Raw genomic sequence first — 18491 nt, 5'->3', positions numbered from 1 at the left:
TACAGCAAATAGAATATGTAGACAGTGGTATTGGTAGGTCATTTCCTGCCAATATTGATTTGGTTATTTATATAAAGAGAAATTTTGTTCTGGCGATAAGAGCAATTCGGCGACTAATAAATTGTCTTTTTCCTTTTTATCAGAGGTGTATGTACAGCTATATGAATCGATAAAATCACTCATTAACTCTCGGATATCCAGCTCCAGTATTTCTGAAATAGAATAAAGTGTATCAACATGAATTCTCATTTCGCCTAGTTCATGGCGAGATTGATGTTGCTGACTGATTCCCAATAGCGAACTAAGCTGCTGGATACTCATATTGCGATCTTTCCTCAGTGTCCTAATTCGGGCACCGACAATTTTGGATGTATTTTTTTCATCATAATGACCAGTAGGATTAAGTATAATTACTGTATTTCTAGCTTTCTTCTCAGTTCCCTTTTTATTTTTTCCTTTTCGTGCTCATTAAATAAAAAGAAGTCATTAATATTAATATTAAAGTAAATAGCATATTGTTTGAGCCGATCTATCGATATCCGATTATGTCCACGTTCATAACGTAATTGCTGTTGCTCACTAATTCCAATAGTTTTAGCTACAGCAAGTAGGGATAACCCTTTTTCCTTACGTAGTTCTCTTATTTTATATCCAATAACAGCAGAGACCGGGTAGCTATTTTTCATTATTTAACCTCTTTTTATTATTTGCGATATGTTAAATGAATTAACAGAAGGCAAATGAATACCATTACCTTAAATATATATCTATCAGGTATTTATATTGATATCTTGACTTACATCACCTCAATTAAAGTTATTTATTTTATATGGAGATTCATAATTAGAATTTCAATTAGTGAACATTGTTTTTATCTAGTGAATACTCATCATCTTAATTGGCTTATTAAAATAAGAGTATCGTTTAAAGATTTATTAATTATAAATTAGTGTGAAGTCAAGATGACTTTTAAAAGAGCCCCCCGTCATTCCTGTACCATATCCTGCCATTCTTGCGGATAGTGGTATTTCAACGGTACGAGTTTGGGTATTGACTGGTGCCGTAATTTTTTCGCCATTTTTTACCGTTATTTTATTTTCGCCATAAGCTAAATTTAATGCGACATTTTTGGCACTGCCACTATTAATAAAGTAATTGGTTACGACATTATCGGGTGTTCCGTTAATTACCATCATCGCTTCTTGGGTATCTACAGGGCAATTTTTTAATTTAATCGTAAAATCTACCCAAGGAGAGGTTTGAGTATCACGAATATTCCAAACATTGACCTTTTTTAGGTCAATAAGATAGTTAGCTTTTTCTAACTCACATGGTAATGCGGTGACATAGCCATGGACATGAATATTGGCAGCCTGCGCCATGACCGTTAAGGGAGATGTTAGGAGTAATAATGAAAGTATGATTTTTTTCATTGTTCTCTTCCTCATAGATAAGTGATAGTGGCTGTAATATTGGCAGAAACAGAACCTGCACTCGCATTACCAAGCGCACTAAATGCGCGGGTTCTTAACGGGATGCTGAGGCTATTTTTTCCACCTAGCGGTACCCGTAACACTTTTTGATTGCCTAGCGGGGTTGTGCCATCCCCGCTTTCAAGTTGTACTGCAATATTTTTTGCTGTACCCGTATTTTTATATAGGTCATTGATATTATTTGTATCTGCGGTTCCACTAAATGTGAGGACTATTTGATTCACATAAGAAGAGCAGTTATTCATATCGATGTTAAACATTTTCCAATCAGACCCACTTTGTGGCTGATTAAATAAATCGACGGGCATTCGTTTCAAGTCAATATCGATGTTATTTCCACCAGAAATATTGCAAGTTGCCGCTTTAATATTGCCTTTAAAATTAAGCGTCACTGTACTTGAAGAAAAAGCACCTACGCTGATGAATAGGCTATTCGCTAAGAATAAAGGGAGTATTAACTTTTTCATTATTTTTTCCTATTCATAACGGATATTCACAGTGGCTGTTGAATTCGCACTTCCGGGTGTTATTTTATCTGCTGTTTTAATATAACGAGCTTTCCAATTAAACATATAATCACCGGCAGGTACGCTATTTTGTAAACTATTTTTAGTATTGAGCTTTATGGGGACACTATTTTTATCGAGTAATTGAATCGCTACTCCAGTGGCTTTATCCGCACCAGATAAGGCTAATTTCCCAGTATTGACATCCACATAGCCAGCGGAACTCGTAATCGTTGCTTTAATATTGGCACCAGACATGCAGGTTAAAGTAATTGGAATATCTACGGCGGTACTGGTGTCACCCATATTTGAAAATTGGGTATCATACCAATCACCAAGTTCAATATTATAAACAGACTGATTGTTTTTTAACGAGCAACTGAGTACATTTATACGGATAGCATTTGCTGGCATATTTAATGTTGTTAAATTCCAAGTTACATTCGTTGGAGAACGGTAAGTTGCTGTTAGCCTAGCGACATTACCTGCTCGTAATACTCCTGATTGTGTCACTTGACCTAGTTTTTTTATTGTGACCGTCCAGTGTGTTGTTAATATATTGTAGTTCTGGTTATTCTGATCCCATACAGCATTAAAATTACCAATACCTGCGGTTGAAACTGTAATTCCAATACCAGAGATATTGGATAAGGCAATTTTATTCGAATTTGGGGTCCAGCTATTTATAAAACTACCCGTTAAATACGATGTGGCACAGGAGCTTGAATCACTAGTAACCCACTGGGAAGAGGAAGAGAAGCTCACATTAAAGCTTTCCAAATTTAGGGTTCCGGTATCATCATACTGAATGTTATATACTTTATTAGGAATATTCGCGATTTTATTATTTAAATTAGGGTTTAAAGTGCATGCTGCTGTAACATATCCTGAATATAGAAATGTAATTATTAATATAGGTCTATATATTAATCTTCTCATGATCTATTTCCTTATTATTGGCAAATTGCAGTTGCTTTATATAAACCCAAATAATTCGAGGCATCGGCCAAATTATAATTAACTTGGCATTGTTGTTTCTCGTTATATTGGATAATAAAACTGCCGCTTTCGGCTAAGCCGGATAAATAAATTTCACCATCATTACCCACCATGCCATTTAATTGATTGTTATCTTTAAAGATGGCTTGGGCGCCAAATGGTACGGGCTTTCCATCTGTAAATTTAAGTTCTATCATGGCTCGATAACCCACATTGGCGGCAAAACTGGCTTTAACGAGTGCTCCGCGACTTGGTGCGACCGTTTGGCTGGTTAATTCCATTTCGGTATTATCCGGTAATGCCGAGGTATCAATATCAATCACGTTTTTACGGTATGCCGTGATATACGGCACTAATGCATAGCCTTGGTTATTCGTGACGACGCCTGCTTGGTTCAGGATTGGTACATCGCCAGCTTCTGGGATATCCACTATCGCTGCGGTTTCACCGAGTTGTTGCCCAAGTACGAAGCCTGTAGAGTGTGCGACGAAGCTACCATTCGCACCGTAATAGAGGTTGTAATTATCCTTGCTGTAACTACTTCCCCCAGAGACTTCACCGTATTGACCCTTGTATGAAGCATTCATATTCCCAGATGCGCCTTGCCCTTGGGTGGTATAACCTTGTTGAATACTCCAGTTGAGGCGGTTATCCAATTGGCTAGCCGAGAGTCCCATATTTCCTGAGTTTGGACCGCCGCTACTGCTGTTTGTATTGAGGTTGTAGTAAAAAGTACTATCAAATAGATTAATGGGAATACTGACGTTTAAGGCGAGCTGGTGATCGTTTTCACTTTGACCTTGGCTCTTCCCTTGATAAGCATATGTGCTGGTATCCCGGTTATAGGTGTAATTAATGCCGTAACTGATGCCTTGCCAGCTATTGCTGTATCCTAGTGTGGCTGATTGGGTTTTCTTATCACTATTCCAATAATCTTCATTTACGTAACCAATCGATAATGATCCGTAATTTTCCCCTAGGTTTTGGCTGAGAGTAATTTCGCCGCGGTTACGGCGTCGTTCAATTTCTGGCGTATAGTGAGTGTCTCTAAAAGTATCAAATACTTCCGATAAGCTATAGTAACCTTTTGTGGAATATCGATAGCCTGCCAAGGCAATGTTTGTTCCTATATCATTGATATTCTTATTATAACGGAAGCGGTAAGATTGCCCTTGCTCTTTGCTATCATCACTAAACTTGGCATTTGCATGGGTGACATCGATAGACACTGCGCCTAATTGCCCTAGGTTTTGCCCCGCACCAATGGAATAAGATTGATATTTTTCACTGAATTGACTCCCACCATAGGCGGTAATCCCATAAGGGAGACCATAAATAGCAGTAAATTGACCAAAATGGGTTTTATCCACATGGCTATCATAGGAGCGATATTGTCCACCAGTTGCACTATAAGAGAAATAGCCCTCACGCTGTAATACAGGTAAGGATGCAAATGGCACAATTTGATATTGCTCGCTACCATTCGATTCTTTGATAGTGACGTGGAGGTCGCCACTGCCACCAGTAGGGTACAGATCATTGATTTCAAAGGGGCCGGCAGCCACTTCAGTTTGGTAAATGGTGTAGCCATTCTGGCGGATAGTAATTTGGGCGTTACTACGCGCGATTCCTCGAACAACGGGTGCATAGCCGCGTAAACTCTCAGGGTACATATCATCATCGGTGGCTAGCTGCGCACCACGAAATGGTACGCTATCAAACACCATTGATGGCGATACGCTGTCTCCAAGTGTTAGCTGGCTTTTAATGCGATTAATACCGCGAGAAGCATAAGTGTAAACGGTGTCCCATTTATTGGATTGACCATCACTACTTGACCATGTGGTATAGTTACGCAGACGCCAAGCCCCGATATTTAAGCCAGGTCTTAAATTCACATAGTTTGAAGTCGTATCAGAGCCACCTTTTTTACGGTCATAATTTTTGGAGCCGCTATAACTGTAATTCAGTATTAACGCATTAATCCCATTATCAATATTCTCTAAATTGACATAGCCACGAGGATTTTTGTCTAAGGCAATCTGCGGAATACTCAAATATAGCCGTTGTGAGTCAAACTCAAAGTGGCTTTTCGCGTCAGGTATTGCGGCTAAATTCACACAGTCAGTGCCTGTACTTTGTAATTCAGGGTATTCAGCCGTTTTGACACCGAAATCTGTTAAATCAGCGAGAGATAAACAGGGTATTAATTGGTTATCCCTGTTTTTATCAAAATTAAGTTTTTTTGCACCGATTAAGTTAGTGTTAACGTAAATATCGACATAGTAACTTCCGGCTAATTGTTCATTATTTTCAAACTGACTTAAATCAACGGCATCTTTATTGGGTAGCTCTAAAAAATCAGGATCGAAATACACATTATTATCTGTATTATTTTCCGCATACAGTGAAACCGTATAGCCTAGATATAAAAATAGGCCAAAGCATATTTTATTTATTTTCATTGGGTTGTGACCTACTATTATATTTTCTATATTTTTATTTCAGCGGGTTTTTCGGCAGCACCATAGTCATTAATAACTTCCCACTTAATTGTTCCACTAGTTGCCATATCATTAATTTCAAAGGTTGTTGTTGTCAGCGGTGCGGCATAGGAAACATCATTAACTTTTTTCCCATTAAAAGTAATGCTCTGGAAATTCATGTAATAAGGCGTTGGATTATTAACAGAAAGCATTTTTCCTGATTTAGACCATGTTAATTTTTTTTGCTCTTCTTCAAAGTTAACGTTTTTAAAAATTGAAGGTCGATAAATTAGCTTCATCTGAGTTTTAAACGCAATTTGTAATGAGTTTTCTGTACGTTCAGTTGCCGGAATAGTTTTTATATTTAGCCAGAATAAAGATTCTTTATCCTGAGGGAGTTTGTTTTCAGTTAAAAAAATGCGTAATGCATTAGTCTTTTCTGGATTCAATCTAAATAATGGTGGTGTGATAGTGAAATCAGACTGTTTTTTTTCATCAATACCATCTATCCAAGATTGGATTAAATAGGGGATTTTATCTGGGTTTTCAACCGAAATACTCACATCTTTATTCCCTTCGGAATAGATAACGCGAGTCCCACCAATAATTACACCAGCATAAGCGGTATTAATAAGCGTGAATAAAGAAATAAGAGCGTAAACAATAAATTTCATATTACCACCATTGAATAGAATATTAAGGCTTAATTCCATTTAAACCTTAATCACTAATTAATTATAGTTAATTGTAAATGTTGCATTTGCATTCGCTAAACCCACATCAACGCTGTCGGTTTGAGCAATATAACGAGCTCTAAAATCTAAATTGTTTTCAACACCATCTTTTAAAGGATAAGCTTTAGATGCAGTAAATAGAGGAATAACGGTATTTACATCATCGGTAATTTGAATACCAACACCTTTAGCAACACCAGATTGACCCGCATCTTTAAGTTCAATAACAGAGTCATCTCCTGGGTAAGAGGTTGCATCAAATTTTACGGATGCTGATGTCACAGTTGTTGGGCAATTAATTAATTTAATAGTAAATTTTGTTGCAGCAGCTGTGCTTCCAGCACTTGGTAATGCTTTCTTAGATACTTTACCTAAGTTCACTTTTAATGCGTCAGAGCCAGCGGCTAATTCACAAGCTTGATCAGTGATTTCACCCGTGAAATCAATTGTTCCATCTGCGGCTAATGCACTATTTACAGCAAAAATAGAAGACGCAGCAATTAACGATGCCAGTAAATTCTTTTTCATTTATTTTCTCCGAGAGATATTTTATTTGAAGAATTGAGGTTCATTAAAATAATGAATTACCCAATTGACGGGTATTTTGACTTTTATTTTAACATTAAACAAGTTTTTGGTTTTTTAGATTTAATTGATTGTTTAATTTGTTTTGTTCTATTTTTATCTTTTAAATCACGGTAGGAGTTGGATTTTATAATAGTTTGTATTTATAAATGTGGGTGTTTTTAAATGATACTTAAAATGAATATTTAAAATAAATATTTAATTTCATTATTTACATATTGCTAATGGTTAATTAAGGAGATACACCTTATGAGGGGGATGGATGAATTAATGTTTCATTTGTTTTTCTAATGGTGGTTGGGAGTGTCGTAAAATAATAATCTAAATTATACTTGATTGTTATTCGATATGATTTAAATAAAATCTTGATGTGTTTGTTTGTCTCATTTCAATAATCTGAATAAGATGTTTTATTAATGCGGGGCAACTCTGAATTTATTGTTTTAAAAAATAATCAGATTATGAGCCTGATTTTTTTTGTACATACGCCCTGATTGTTTTCTTTTCTTTCTCAGTAAAAATGAAAAAGGTTACCATGTTAATCTCGAAATAGTTGGCATACTGCTTTAATTTATCAATCGGGATTCGAGATTGCCCCTTTTCATAATGAGCTTGTTGTATTTCATCAATACCAATTGCATTTGCAACTTCCTGCAAAGATAATATTTTTCGCTCTCTAAGAAACTTTATTTTATTTCCAATGATTTCGGATATTGGGTATTTATCATGCATTTTGCACCTCTCAATTAATGTAAATGACAGTGATCGTTTTTTATGGGATACACTGTATGTAAAAAAATGGACTAGTTATAAGTGAAGGTAAACTCCACATGACTACGAAAAGTACCGGCTGTCATACCATTGTTTAAACCAGCAACACGGGCTGAAAAAGGAATCTGTACGCTGTGAGTTTGTTGGTTGATTGGCGTAGTGATTTGGGTTCCATTTTTCACTTGAGTGTGGCTATTTCCAGTGGTGAGATCTAGTGCCACATGAGTGGCTGTACCACGGTTAATAAAATAGGTTGGATTTGTCGGGTCTGGCGTACCGGTTAGCGTCATGATTGATTGACGGGAGCTGGTTGGGCAATTTTTCAAACTGACATTAAAGTTAACCCATGGCGATCGTAAGTTATCTCTTATATTGGCAATATTGATGGTTTTTAGATCGATAATATAGTCAGTTTGTTCAATCTGGCAGGGTGACGCTTTAATTGAGCCATTAAAATAGAGCGCAATATTATTGGCGCTATATGCGTAGTGGCATACTACATATGCACTACCAATCAATAATTTTTGAAGACTATTCATCATATTGCCTATTCATACTGAATATTGACCATCGCGCTGGAGTTAGCTGTACCCGGAGTGATGGTGGTCGCGGTTTGAATATAGCGAGCTTTCCAATTAAAAATATAATCTCCAGCAGGGACATTATTTTGCAGGCTATTGCGGAAATTGAGTCGAATAGGGCTATTATTTTTATCTAATAGTTGAATCGCAATGCCAGTTGCTTGCCCAGTGCCTTCCAGTTTCAATTTTCCTGTTGATTCATCCTGATAACCTGCATTGCTCGTTATTGTTGCTTTTATATTAGTGCCAGGTTTACAGGTCAATACGATAGGAATGCTCACCGAAGGGCTAGTGCTGCCTACACCACCGAACTGAGTTGTGTCCCAATCGCCCATATCAATATTATACGATGAGCTTTTTAAGGAACAACTTAGTACATTGATTTTTATGGAGTTACTAGGCATATTTAATGTGGTTAGATACCACGTTGAATTGGTAGGGCGGGTGTTCGTTTGGTAGAGGTATGCGACATTACCGGCAGTGAGCGAACCGGATTGTGTCACTTGACCTGTTTTCTTTATAATAATATCCCAATTGGTATGAGAAATTCTAAATCCTGGAATGCCACCCGCTGGCGGCAAGTATGTCTCATTAAACCAACCTGAGCCTGATACTGGCGCCGCAGTGCGGACCGAGATGCTGATCCCCGGTAGGTTAGATGGTGCTATGCGATTTGAATTTGGCGCCCAAGGGCTCAAAAAGCGGCCATACATATAAGTCGCTCCACAATCATTTGCTCCTGTGGCAGGCGTATCTAAATATGCGCCTCCACCGCCATAGGGTATTGTGATAGTTTCAAGATCTCGTGTAGATAGATCATCATATGACACGTTATAAGTCCGCGATGGCACATAGGATATTAAATTCACGAAACGTGGATTTTGTAGACAGGCAGCTTGCATTGTCGGAATGAAGCAGAACAAGAGTAAAATACGGCTTAAACTTTGTTGTAATGTACAAGTGATCATATGGCTCCTCTCTACTGGCATATAGCGGTCGTTTTATATAGACCAAGATAGTTTGGTAACCCAGCTAAATTGTAGGTCACATGGCAGAGTGGTTGATTGTTCCATTGAATATCAAAACTGCCTTGTTCACTCAACCCGGAGACATACACCTTTCCATTGTTATCAACAATGCTGTTCACCATTTTTTCATTTTGAAAAATAACTTGAGCGCCATAAGGTACGGGTTCACCATTGGGTCGAGTCAACGTTATGAAAGCGCGATACCCTAGATTGGCACGAAACTCAGCTTTAACTAAGGCTCCTCGGCTTGGCGTGACTGTTTTGCTCGTGAGATCGACCTCTGTATTTTCAGGTAGCGTAGATACATCAACGGCTACCGTATTTTTACGATAGGGGGAAACATAAGGCACTAATGCATATCCTTGAGCGTTAGTGCTAATACCTGAATTATTTAATATATCGATGTTAGAAGCCTGAGGGATCTCGACTAACACTGCCGTTTCTCCTAATGGTTGTCCAAAGACTAGCCCATCAGCATGCCCGACGACACTGCCATTTATGCCATAATAAACCGTGTAATTATCTCGACTGTATCCGCTCCCTCCTGTGATGACACCGGATTGACCTTTATAGGTTGCATTGATGTTTCCAGCATTTTGGCGCCCATGTTTGATGAACTCTTGTTGGGCACTCCAGCTTAAACGATTATTAAGCTGTGAAGCTGAGATACCAATCGTGCTTGAACTTGTATTGTGATTATTTGAAGTGGTGTTCATATTGATATAAGCCGTATCGTCGAAAAACGTAAATGGAATACTGACTGACAAGGCAAATAAATGATTAGTTTGACCTGATTGGCTATCATTAGATGAATGATATTTAAACGTATTTTTATCGAATGTGTAATTCATGCTGTAATTGATCGCATTCCAATTATTGTTATAGCTTATATTGGCTGATTGTGTTCGACGCTGGCTGTTCCAATAATCTTCATTTACGTAACCAACTGAAATTGATCCATAGTGTTGCCATAAGTTTTGGCTAATGGTTGTTTCTGCACGGTTACGCCGACGTTCAATTTGAGGGATAAAATCGGTATTACGATAGTTGTCGAAAACTTCAGATAAACTGAAATAGTGACTGGTTGAGTACCGATATCCTGCCAGTGCAATATTGGTGCCTGTCATATTCAAGTTTTTGTTATAACGAAATCGATAAGATTGACCTTGATGATGAGAATGATCACTGAGTGTTGAATTGGCTATCGTAATATCTGCAGAAATTGCCCCCAAATCACCTAAATTTTTACCCAATCCAAGGGCTTGAGATTGATAGTCAGCGCTATGTTGTAAGCCACCATAGAGCGTCATGTCATAAGGCAGCCCATAACTAGCTGAAATTTGGTTAAATTTCGTTTTATCAATATGAGAGTCATAGGCACGGTATTGCCCGCCAGTTACACTGTAAAATAGGTAGCCTTCTCGTTGTAAAATAGGGAGTGAAGCGAAGGGAACGATTTGATGCTGCTCACTTCCATCAGATTCTTTAATCGTAATATAAAGGTCACCGCTACTGCCTGTTGGGTAGAGATCATTGATTTCAAATGGACCTGCGGCCACATTGGTTTGATAAATAATATAGCCATTTTGGCGAATGGTTATCTGCGCATGACTACGAGCTATACCTCGAACTGTCGGCGCATAGCCTCGTAAGCTTTCTGGATACATATCATCATCGGTGGAAAGCTGAATACCACGGAATGGCACACTGTCAAAAACCATGGAAGGAGAAACACCGTCTCCAAGAATAAGTTGACTTTTGAGACTGTTAATATTTCGAGATGCATAGGTGTAGACCGTATCCCATTGATGAGTATCATCATTATTTATCCAGGTTGAATAATTGCGTAGCCGCCACGCACCTAAATTGATACCAGGACGTAAATTGGCATAGCTTGTTGATGTATTCCCACTGCGGTGTGTTCTGCTGTTATTTTTTGAACTGCTATAGCTGTAATTAAGCAGTGCAGAATTGATTCCGTTATCGATGTCTGTAAGGTCAATTGAGCCTCGAGGATGATCGACCAAGGCAATTTGAGGAATACTGAAATATAAGCGCTGATGATTAAAATCAAATTCACTATGGGCATCGGGTATCGCCGATAAATAGGAACATGTTTCTTTACTCTGTTGTAAATCTGGAAATTGTGCAGTGTTAACGCCGAACTCTGTCAGTTCATGCGTTGTTAGGCAAGGGATTAGCTTATTTTGAGCATTAGGGATAAATTGTACTTTTTTTGCGGTTATAAATTGTTGATTTAGATAAATATAAACAAAATAAGCCCCTGCTAATTGTTCATTGCTGTCAAATTGTGAAAGGTCAATCGATTGACCCTCGGGCAAATTTAAAAAGCTGGTTTCGAAGTACATTTCATCAGAAGGGTACATTGGCTTTTCACTTTGGTCATTTCCTTTGGCATAGGCGTTTGTCAAATTGAATAGACATACCACTGGAAACCAATAACTTTTCATAAGCATCTCCAGCATTATAAAAGGCTATATCTTTTTCTGAGTACGTTCTGTCGTTGCTCCAAAGTTATTAATTAATTCCCATTGAACAATCCCGTGGTTTGGAGATGAATTGACGGTAAATGAGTTGGATGAAAAAGGTGCTACATAGCTGACATCATTCACTTGTTCGTCATTAAATATGACCTGTTGAAAATTAATATAATAAGGAGTTGGATTTTTAACGGTCAATTGGCTACCTGATTTTGACCAGATAATTTTTTTTTGTAACTCGTTAAAATTAGCTTCTTTTAACTTAGTAGGACGATAGATGAGTTTCATTTTCGTTCTGAAGGCAAGTTGTAAAGAGTTTTCTTTATGCTTTACAGCAGGAATTGTTTTTATATTTAACCAGAATAAAGACTCTTTATTATTCGATAATGTATTATCGGTTAAAAATATTCTTAATGTATTATTGCTCTCGCCATTAAGTTTAAATAAAGGTGGTGTTATTGAGAAAATTTCTTGTGGCTTACTTTCACTAGTATCTACCCAAGACTGTACTAAATAAGGAATGTCATCAGGGTTATTCAAGTTAATGGTGGCATCTTTTATTCCTTCATTGTAAATAACGCGAGTACCTCCGATAATGACTCCCGCATGACTTATATCGATGATTAAAAATAACAATATAAAGCAGGAAAGTATTGTTCTCATTTTATTATCCTTTCGTAATAATAATCGCTATTTTTTGATTAGGTAAATTAGTTATAAACAATTAAGAAGGTCGCCGCGCCATTTGCTGGGCCGGGGGTGACAGGGCTTGCTTTTGCAATATAATTTGCTGTGAAATTCAATGGATTATCAACATTTGGCAATAATGTATAGCTGTTCGAAGGCGTTAATAATGTAATAATAGCATTGGACTTGTCTGTTAATTGAATGCCTACTCCAGTTGCAACGCCAGTATCTGCTTTTAGTGCTAAAACTGTATTATCACCAGGATAGGGTATTGCATCAAAGAGTACGGATGCTCGTGTTACCGTAACAGGACAATTAATGAGTGTAATGGTAAACAATACGGGTGTTGATTTGCTACCCACATTGGGTAAATTTGCCTTTGGAATACTTCCTAAAGGAACTTGTATATTCTTTGAGTCGGTTTTTACTTCACATGCTTGATCTATAATTTCACCAATGAATTCAATATTACCATCTACAGATACAGCGGACTGGCTTGAAAACAATAATATTATGGAAAATAGTGATTTGAATGTGTTTCTATTCATAGGGGATCTCCAAAATAATCGATGAGCTTTTCATGCTCTATTATAATTTTAGATTATTTTTAAGATATTTCCTTTATTATTGTTTTGTTCTTAAAGATAAATGTGTATTTATCTCTATTTCTTTTCTTTATATGATTGCTTTTGTTTTTATTATTCTTTATTAATTGGTTTTTCTTTTCTTTTGGAGTTATTGATAATTATATTTAGACAATCTAATGCTGAAGTTTATTTATGATATCGGGTAATTTGTTTATTACCCGATGTTCATTATTAGATCATTGCTATTTTTTTCATTAAGTAAAGTTATTTCTCTATACCTAATTCTTTTAATTTTCTCGTTAAGGTATTTCTCCCCCAGCCTAATAAACGCGCTGCTTCTTGTTTATGTCCATCGGTATATTTAAGGGCGCAATTGAGCATCGTTTTTTCTAGTAATGGCATGGCATCATTAAACAGATCTTGCTGACCAGCGTGTAACGCGAGATCGGTCCATTTCTCTAAGAGATCACACCATGTGATATTAGGATCGACTGCGTTAGTGGATAATGAATGTGGATCTTTAGCCACTTTGGTGGATTCTTGTTTACCAAACAGATCGCTTGGTAAATCTTGTGGCAGCACTTCTTGGCTCGCTGCCATGACGGTTAACCACCGACAGACATTCTCCAATTGACGCACGTTACCGGACCAAGGATAGCGCTGTAAAAGCTTAATGCTGTCAGGGTGGAGAACTTTGCTTTCAACGCCCAATTCTTTGGCGGTATTTTGTAAAAAATAATGGGCGAGACGAGGAATATCTTCAACACGTTCGCGCAATGGCGGTAATTGCACTCGGATGACATTCAATCGATGGAATAAGTCTTCTCGGAATAATCCTTCTTCCACGCGTTTTTCCAAATTCTGGTGAGTGGCTGCAATAATACGGACATCGACTTTGACGGGGGTATAGCCACCAATTCGGTAAAATTGCCCTTCAGCCAGTACCCGCAATAAGCGCGTTTGTACATCAAGTGGCATATCACCGATTTCATCAAGAAATAATGAACCTCGATTTGCTTGCTCAAAGCGTCCTTGGCGAACTTGGGATGCCCCAGTAAAGGCCCCTTTTTCATGTCCAAATAGCTCAGATTCGATTAAATCTTTTGGAATCGCAGCCATATTTAACGCGATAAATGGCTCATTGGCACGTGGGCTATGTTGATGAAGTGCATGGGCAACCAGTTCTTTACCTGTACCAGATTCACCATTAATTAGTACGCTAATGGACGAGCGCGAAAGACGACCAATAATTCGATAGACTTCCTGCATAGCGGGAGCTTCGCCGATCATTGTTGACGAAACGATAGCCGCTTGTGGTTTGTCTCCAGCGGTATTGTTTTGTTCACGGCTATGGTTAAGTGCGCGTTCGACGAGTGCGACAGTTTCATCGATATCAAAGGGTTTAGGCAGATAGTCGAATGCTCCAGACTGGTAAGCATTAACCGCGGCATCTAAATCCGAATGTGCCGTCATAATGATAATGGGCAGTAAAGGGTGTGACTGCTTCAACTGAGTGAGTAAGGCAAGCCCATCCATATCAGGCATACGAATATCGGAGAGCAACACGTCAGGGCGATCATTATTGAGGGCATCAAGCACGGCATTTGCGCTATCAAAACAGGTGCAATCCAGCTCAGCGCTATTCAGTGCTCGCTCAAGCACCCAGCGGATTGAACTGTCATCATCAACAACCCAGATTTTTCCCTTTTGCATGGCTATCTCCTATTTTTTGATGGGTAGATAAATAGAAAACTCGGTGTGACCCGGCCAACTGGTGAACTCAATTTTCCCCGCATGTTGGTCCACTAAACTGCGGGCGATAGATAACCCCAATCCGGTGCCATCTGGGCGACCGCTAACCATTGGATAAAATAGGGTATCTTGGATGGCAAGCGGAATGCCCTGTCCATTATCTTCAATATCAATCCGAGCCGCGAGTCTATAGCGCTCGCCTTGTAGCATGACCTGAAATGCCGTACGCGTGCGCAGGGTAATATTGCCGCCTGTTTCACCAAGGGCTTGTAAAGCATTGCGGGTGATATTGAGTAGCACTTGTTCTATTTGGTCAGGGTAATATTCAAGATCAGGCAGGCTGGGATCATAATCACGGATTAAGGTGACATTATTGGGTTTTTCTAACGCAACTAGGCGCACCACATTTTCGACACTATGATGGATACTCTGCTCAGTTTTAGGCCCGGGATATTGTGGACCTAGCAGCCTATCTACCAACGCGCGTAAGCGGTCAGCTTGTTCAATGATCACTTGGGTATATTCGTTTAGCTGCGGGTCGGGCAGCGCCTTAGACAATAATTGTGCTGCACCACGTAATCCCCCTAGTGGGTTTTTGATCTCATGGGCAAGTCCTCGAATCAACTCACGAGCGGCAAGTTGTTGGGCATTTTGCGCTAACTCTTGGCTAAGGCGTCGCTGGCTATCTAATTGGGAAAGCTCAACGAGGATAAATTGTTCTGATAGCGGCTGGGCACTCAGAGACATCATATGAGAATGGTTATTTAGTACTAACGTGACTTCGTTTTCTGTAAAGCTGTGACCGGTTTTTAAGCTGCTAAGCATCTGCTCATCATTTAATGAACAATAATTAAAGAGTAAAGGGAGTGGGGTGCCATACAACTTACGTGGGCTTTGCGCCAAAATCTGTAAAGCGGCGTGATTGGCATAATGAATGACTAAATCATAATCCAGCACCAATACGCTGTTGATTAAGGAATCGAGGAGATGTTCGGGGACAGGTAAATGCTCGGCTTTCATGTAATATTGCTCCTGCACTATTTTGGTGCATTATACGTTATTTACTGATTAACCGATACGTCGAAGCCAATATTTGCAGTTTATCACTCAGTGCAGAGAAAAGGCCCCATCAAAAGATGGGGCAAGTGCTTCACGGCAACAAAGACTATCAGTGGAACGGCGTGTTACGCACTGTAGTACATTTCAAATTCGAGTGGGTGTGGTGCCATACGAACACGTTGGATATCGGCACGCAGTAATTCGATGTAAGCGTCGATAGCATCGTCAGTAAATACACCACCACGAGTTAAGAACTCACGGTTTTTATCCAGTTCAGCCAGCGCTTCTTCTAAAGAGCCCGCAACCGTTGGGATTTCTTTCGCTTCTTCTGGCGGTAAATCGTACAGGTTTTTGTCCATTGCATCGCCAGGGTGGATCTTGTTGATGATGCCATCAAGACCAGCCATTAACTGTGCAGCAAACGCTAAGTATGGGTTAGCCGCCGGGTCTGGGAAACGCACTTCAATACGACGCGCTTTCGTGCTAGCAACGACTGGAATACGAATAGATGCGGAGCGGTTACGTGCTGAGTAAGCTAACATAACTGGCGCTTCAAAGCCTGGGACTAAACGTTTGTAGGAGTTAGTCGTCGGGTTGGTAAAGGCGTTCAGTGCGCGAGCGTGTTTGATGATACCGCCGATGTAGTACAGCGCCATCTCAGATAATCCGCCGTATTTGTCGCCTGCAAACAGGTTCACACCATCTTTAGATAAAGACATGTGGCAGTGCATACCAGAGCCGTTATCACCGACTAATGGTTTTGGCATAAAGGTAGCGGTTTTGCCGTATGCATGGGCAACGTTGTGTACAACGTATTTGTAAATTTGAGTCTCATCCGCTTTTTTCGTCATCGTATTAAAGCGAGTTGCAACTTCGTTTTGACCTGCGGTTGCTACTTCATGGTGGTGAGCTTCAACGACTAAGCCCATATCTTCCATTGTTGTACACATAGCAGAACGTAAATCTTGTGATGAATCAACCGGTGGTACTGGGAAGTAGCCGCCTTTTACGCCAGGACGGTGACCTTTGTTACCGCCTTCGTATTTAGTACCTGTATTCCATGCCGCTTCGATATCATCGATATGATAGTAGCTGCTGTGCATGCTATTGCCGAAACGAATGTCATCGAACACGAAAAATTCAGGTTCTGGTCCAAATAACACTACATCTGCAATCCCGCTAGAACGTAGGAAGTCTTCAGCGCGTTTAGAGATTGAGCGAGGGTCGCGATCGTAGCCTTGCATAGTGCCCGGCTCTAAAATATCGCAACGGATGATTAAGGTGTTATCTGCGTAGAATGGGTCTAACACTGCGGTAGATGCGTCTGGCATTAATACCATGTCAGATTCGTTGATGCCTTTCCAGCCACCGATGGATGAACCATCAAACATTTGACCTTCTTCAAAGAAGTCTTCGTCAACTTGATGAGCAGGGATAGTGACGTGTTGCTCTTTACCTTTGGTATCGGTAAAACGCAGATCAATAAATCTAACATTGTGCTCTTCGATTAACGATAAAACATGTTTAGCGGACATTCTCGGCTCTCCTGGTCGGGTCTAATCAACCCACGCAGCGTTTAAGATGTGCATGGGTTGGTTTATCTGGCTTCGCAAGATGAATGATTATTTCATTAACAACATCGCAAGCTCTCTATGGATGGTATAAGCGAAAAGCGTGCCAACTTTTGAAATCATAGTAAAAGTGGATTATGACGAAAGGATGGCAACGTTGAGGCTAAAAAATAGTCTATCATTGCGCTGCATTGGTGCAAGTAAAAGATTTTTTGCACCAATTAGGTGCATTTTGGCAGTGGGTGTTAAAACACGCACCGCGCAGCGCCATTAATAGGCACAACGCGGCGGATTGTGGTAACAATATAAAGTTCAGAGCTACTCGTCATTACTGTCAGTTAAGATCGCATTAACTTCTTCAATCTGTTTGACGGCATCATTAATGATAGTGGCAATTTGGTGAGTTTGTTCTTCATTTAGTTGCTTGAGTACCATTTTGTGGCGCAATAAGGCTTTAAAGCGGCTAACTGCCATTTCGATATCTTCCGATAAATTACTGCCTTGCTGTAGTTCACGTGCTTTGGCTAATTTACGGGCGATAACCGTTTCAGTTTCCTTATTCTGAGCGAGATGTTCAGCCCCTTCAGGTGTAATAGAGAAACTTTTGCGATTACGTTCCACAATCTGTGATTCCAAAAAGCCTTGTTCTTCTAATAGCGTTAATGTTGGATAAATGACGCCCGGGCTTGGTACATATAAGCCATTGGATGCTTCTTGGATGTCTTTAATGATTTCATAGCCATAGCTAGGTTTTTTTGCCACTAAAGAGAGCACCATAATATGCAGATCCCCGTGGTCAAACAGGCGACGTAAGCCTTTACCGCGTCCACGACCGTGACGACCTTCGCCGTGGCAGCCTTCACCGCGTCCATGACTGTGACGACCTTCACCATGACAGCCTTCACCGCGTCCACGACCATGACGACCTTCACCATGGCAACATTCACTATGGTCATGACCATGATGATGTTCTTGGCGCTCTTCATTGTGGCAGCAGCCACCGTGTCCTCGTTGATGTTCATCATGATGTGAGGAATAAACATGACGGCATTGATGTATTCTCATAGGAACCTCTGTTATTATTTCGATATATCTAAATTATTTGATAGGTTCACTTTATTCCGATATATCTAAACTGTCAAATTAGATAT

At 39.5% G+C, this 18491-nt stretch carries 18 protein-coding genes; all 18 read right to left on the bottom strand.

What is annotated here, in order from left to right; all coding sequences use genetic code 11:
• Positions 1-63: 63 nt before the first annotated feature.
• On the bottom strand, positions 64-339 hold the full coding sequence (locus tag PR766_RS10730) for a helix-turn-helix domain-containing protein (protein WP_154635988.1): 276 nt from the start codon (positions 337-339) through the stop codon (positions 64-66).
• Positions 340-410: 71 nt separating this feature from the next.
• On the bottom strand, positions 411-686 hold the full coding sequence (locus PR766_RS10725; protein WP_006659629.1) for a helix-turn-helix domain-containing protein: 276 nt from the start codon (positions 684-686) through the stop codon (positions 411-413).
• 249 nt (positions 687-935) lie between these two features.
• On the bottom strand, positions 936-1433 hold the full coding sequence (locus tag PR766_RS10720) for a fimbrial protein (protein WP_006663077.1): 498 nt from the start codon (positions 1431-1433) through the stop codon (positions 936-938).
• An 11-nt stretch (positions 1434-1444) separates the two neighbouring features.
• The gene (locus PR766_RS10715; protein ID WP_154601653.1) at positions 1445-1960 is read right to left on the bottom strand and encodes a fimbrial protein; all 516 of its coding nucleotides are present in this window, start codon (positions 1958-1960) and stop codon (positions 1445-1447) included.
• A 9-nt stretch (positions 1961-1969) separates the two neighbouring features.
• On the bottom strand, positions 1970-2938 hold the full coding sequence (locus PR766_RS10710) for a fimbrial protein (RefSeq protein ID WP_006663075.1): 969 nt from the start codon (positions 2936-2938) through the stop codon (positions 1970-1972).
• A gap of 14 nt (positions 2939-2952) precedes the next feature.
• Positions 2953-5463 (bottom strand): fimbria/pilus outer membrane usher protein, encoded by a 2511-nt coding sequence (locus tag PR766_RS10705; protein ID WP_036959650.1) that lies wholly within the window; start codon positions 5461-5463, stop codon positions 2953-2955.
• A 26-nt stretch (positions 5464-5489) separates the two neighbouring features.
• Positions 5490-6158 (bottom strand): fimbrial biogenesis chaperone, encoded by a 669-nt coding sequence (locus PR766_RS10700; protein WP_036959740.1) that lies wholly within the window; start codon positions 6156-6158, stop codon positions 5490-5492.
• Between the two features lie 57 nt (positions 6159-6215).
• Positions 6216-6746 carry a fimbrial protein gene (locus PR766_RS10695; RefSeq protein WP_006659623.1) on the bottom strand — a complete coding sequence of 177 codons (531 nt, stop codon included), beginning with the start codon at positions 6744-6746 and terminating at the stop codon, positions 6216-6218.
• A 516-nt stretch (positions 6747-7262) separates the two neighbouring features.
• Positions 7263-7535: a helix-turn-helix domain-containing protein gene (locus tag PR766_RS10690; protein ID WP_036959652.1), complete on the bottom strand. Its 273-nt coding sequence runs from the start codon at positions 7533-7535 to the stop codon at positions 7263-7265.
• A gap of 71 nt (positions 7536-7606) precedes the next feature.
• A complete protein-coding gene (locus PR766_RS10685) occupies positions 7607-8116 on the bottom strand; it encodes a fimbrial protein (protein ID WP_006659620.1) in 510 nt (169 codons plus the stop codon).
• 5 nt (positions 8117-8121) lie between these two features.
• Positions 8122-9123 (bottom strand): fimbrial protein, encoded by a 1002-nt coding sequence (locus PR766_RS10680; RefSeq protein ID WP_036959653.1) that lies wholly within the window; start codon positions 9121-9123, stop codon positions 8122-8124.
• Positions 9124-9134: 11 nt separating this feature from the next.
• The gene (locus tag PR766_RS10675) at positions 9135-11570 is read right to left on the bottom strand and encodes a fimbria/pilus outer membrane usher protein (protein ID WP_230086764.1); all 2436 of its coding nucleotides are present in this window, start codon (positions 11568-11570) and stop codon (positions 9135-9137) included.
• A 108-nt stretch (positions 11571-11678) separates the two neighbouring features.
• Positions 11679-12347, bottom strand: coding sequence for a fimbrial biogenesis chaperone (locus tag PR766_RS10670; protein WP_154635990.1), 669 nt, complete (start codon positions 12345-12347; stop codon positions 11679-11681).
• Positions 12348-12394: 47 nt separating this feature from the next.
• Positions 12395-12919 (bottom strand): fimbrial protein, encoded by a 525-nt coding sequence (locus tag PR766_RS10665; protein ID WP_154633259.1) that lies wholly within the window; start codon positions 12917-12919, stop codon positions 12395-12397.
• Positions 12920-13222: 303 nt separating this feature from the next.
• Entirely contained in the window at positions 13223-14671 is a 1449-nt protein-coding gene (gene glnG, locus PR766_RS10660) for a nitrogen regulation protein NR(I) (protein WP_006659614.1), read from the bottom strand.
• 9 nt (positions 14672-14680) lie between these two features.
• A complete protein-coding gene (glnL, locus tag PR766_RS10655) occupies positions 14681-15730 on the bottom strand; it encodes a nitrogen regulation protein NR(II) (RefSeq protein ID WP_006659613.1) in 1050 nt (349 codons plus the stop codon).
• A 164-nt stretch (positions 15731-15894) separates the two neighbouring features.
• The gene (gene glnA / locus PR766_RS10650) at positions 15895-17304 is read right to left on the bottom strand and encodes a glutamate--ammonia ligase (protein WP_006659612.1); all 1410 of its coding nucleotides are present in this window, start codon (positions 17302-17304) and stop codon (positions 15895-15897) included.
• A 354-nt stretch (positions 17305-17658) separates the two neighbouring features.
• Positions 17659-18405, bottom strand: a complete 747-nt coding sequence (locus tag PR766_RS10645) for a PadR family transcriptional regulator (protein ID WP_230086758.1) — start codon at positions 18403-18405, stop codon at positions 17659-17661.
• Positions 18406-18491 lie beyond the last annotated feature (86 nt).

Source organism: Providencia sp. PROV208, assembly GCF_028479465.1.
Classification (GTDB): domain Bacteria; phylum Pseudomonadota; class Gammaproteobacteria; order Enterobacterales; family Enterobacteriaceae; genus Providencia; species Providencia alcalifaciens.
This window is presented reverse-complemented; position numbering and strand designations above follow the sequence as displayed.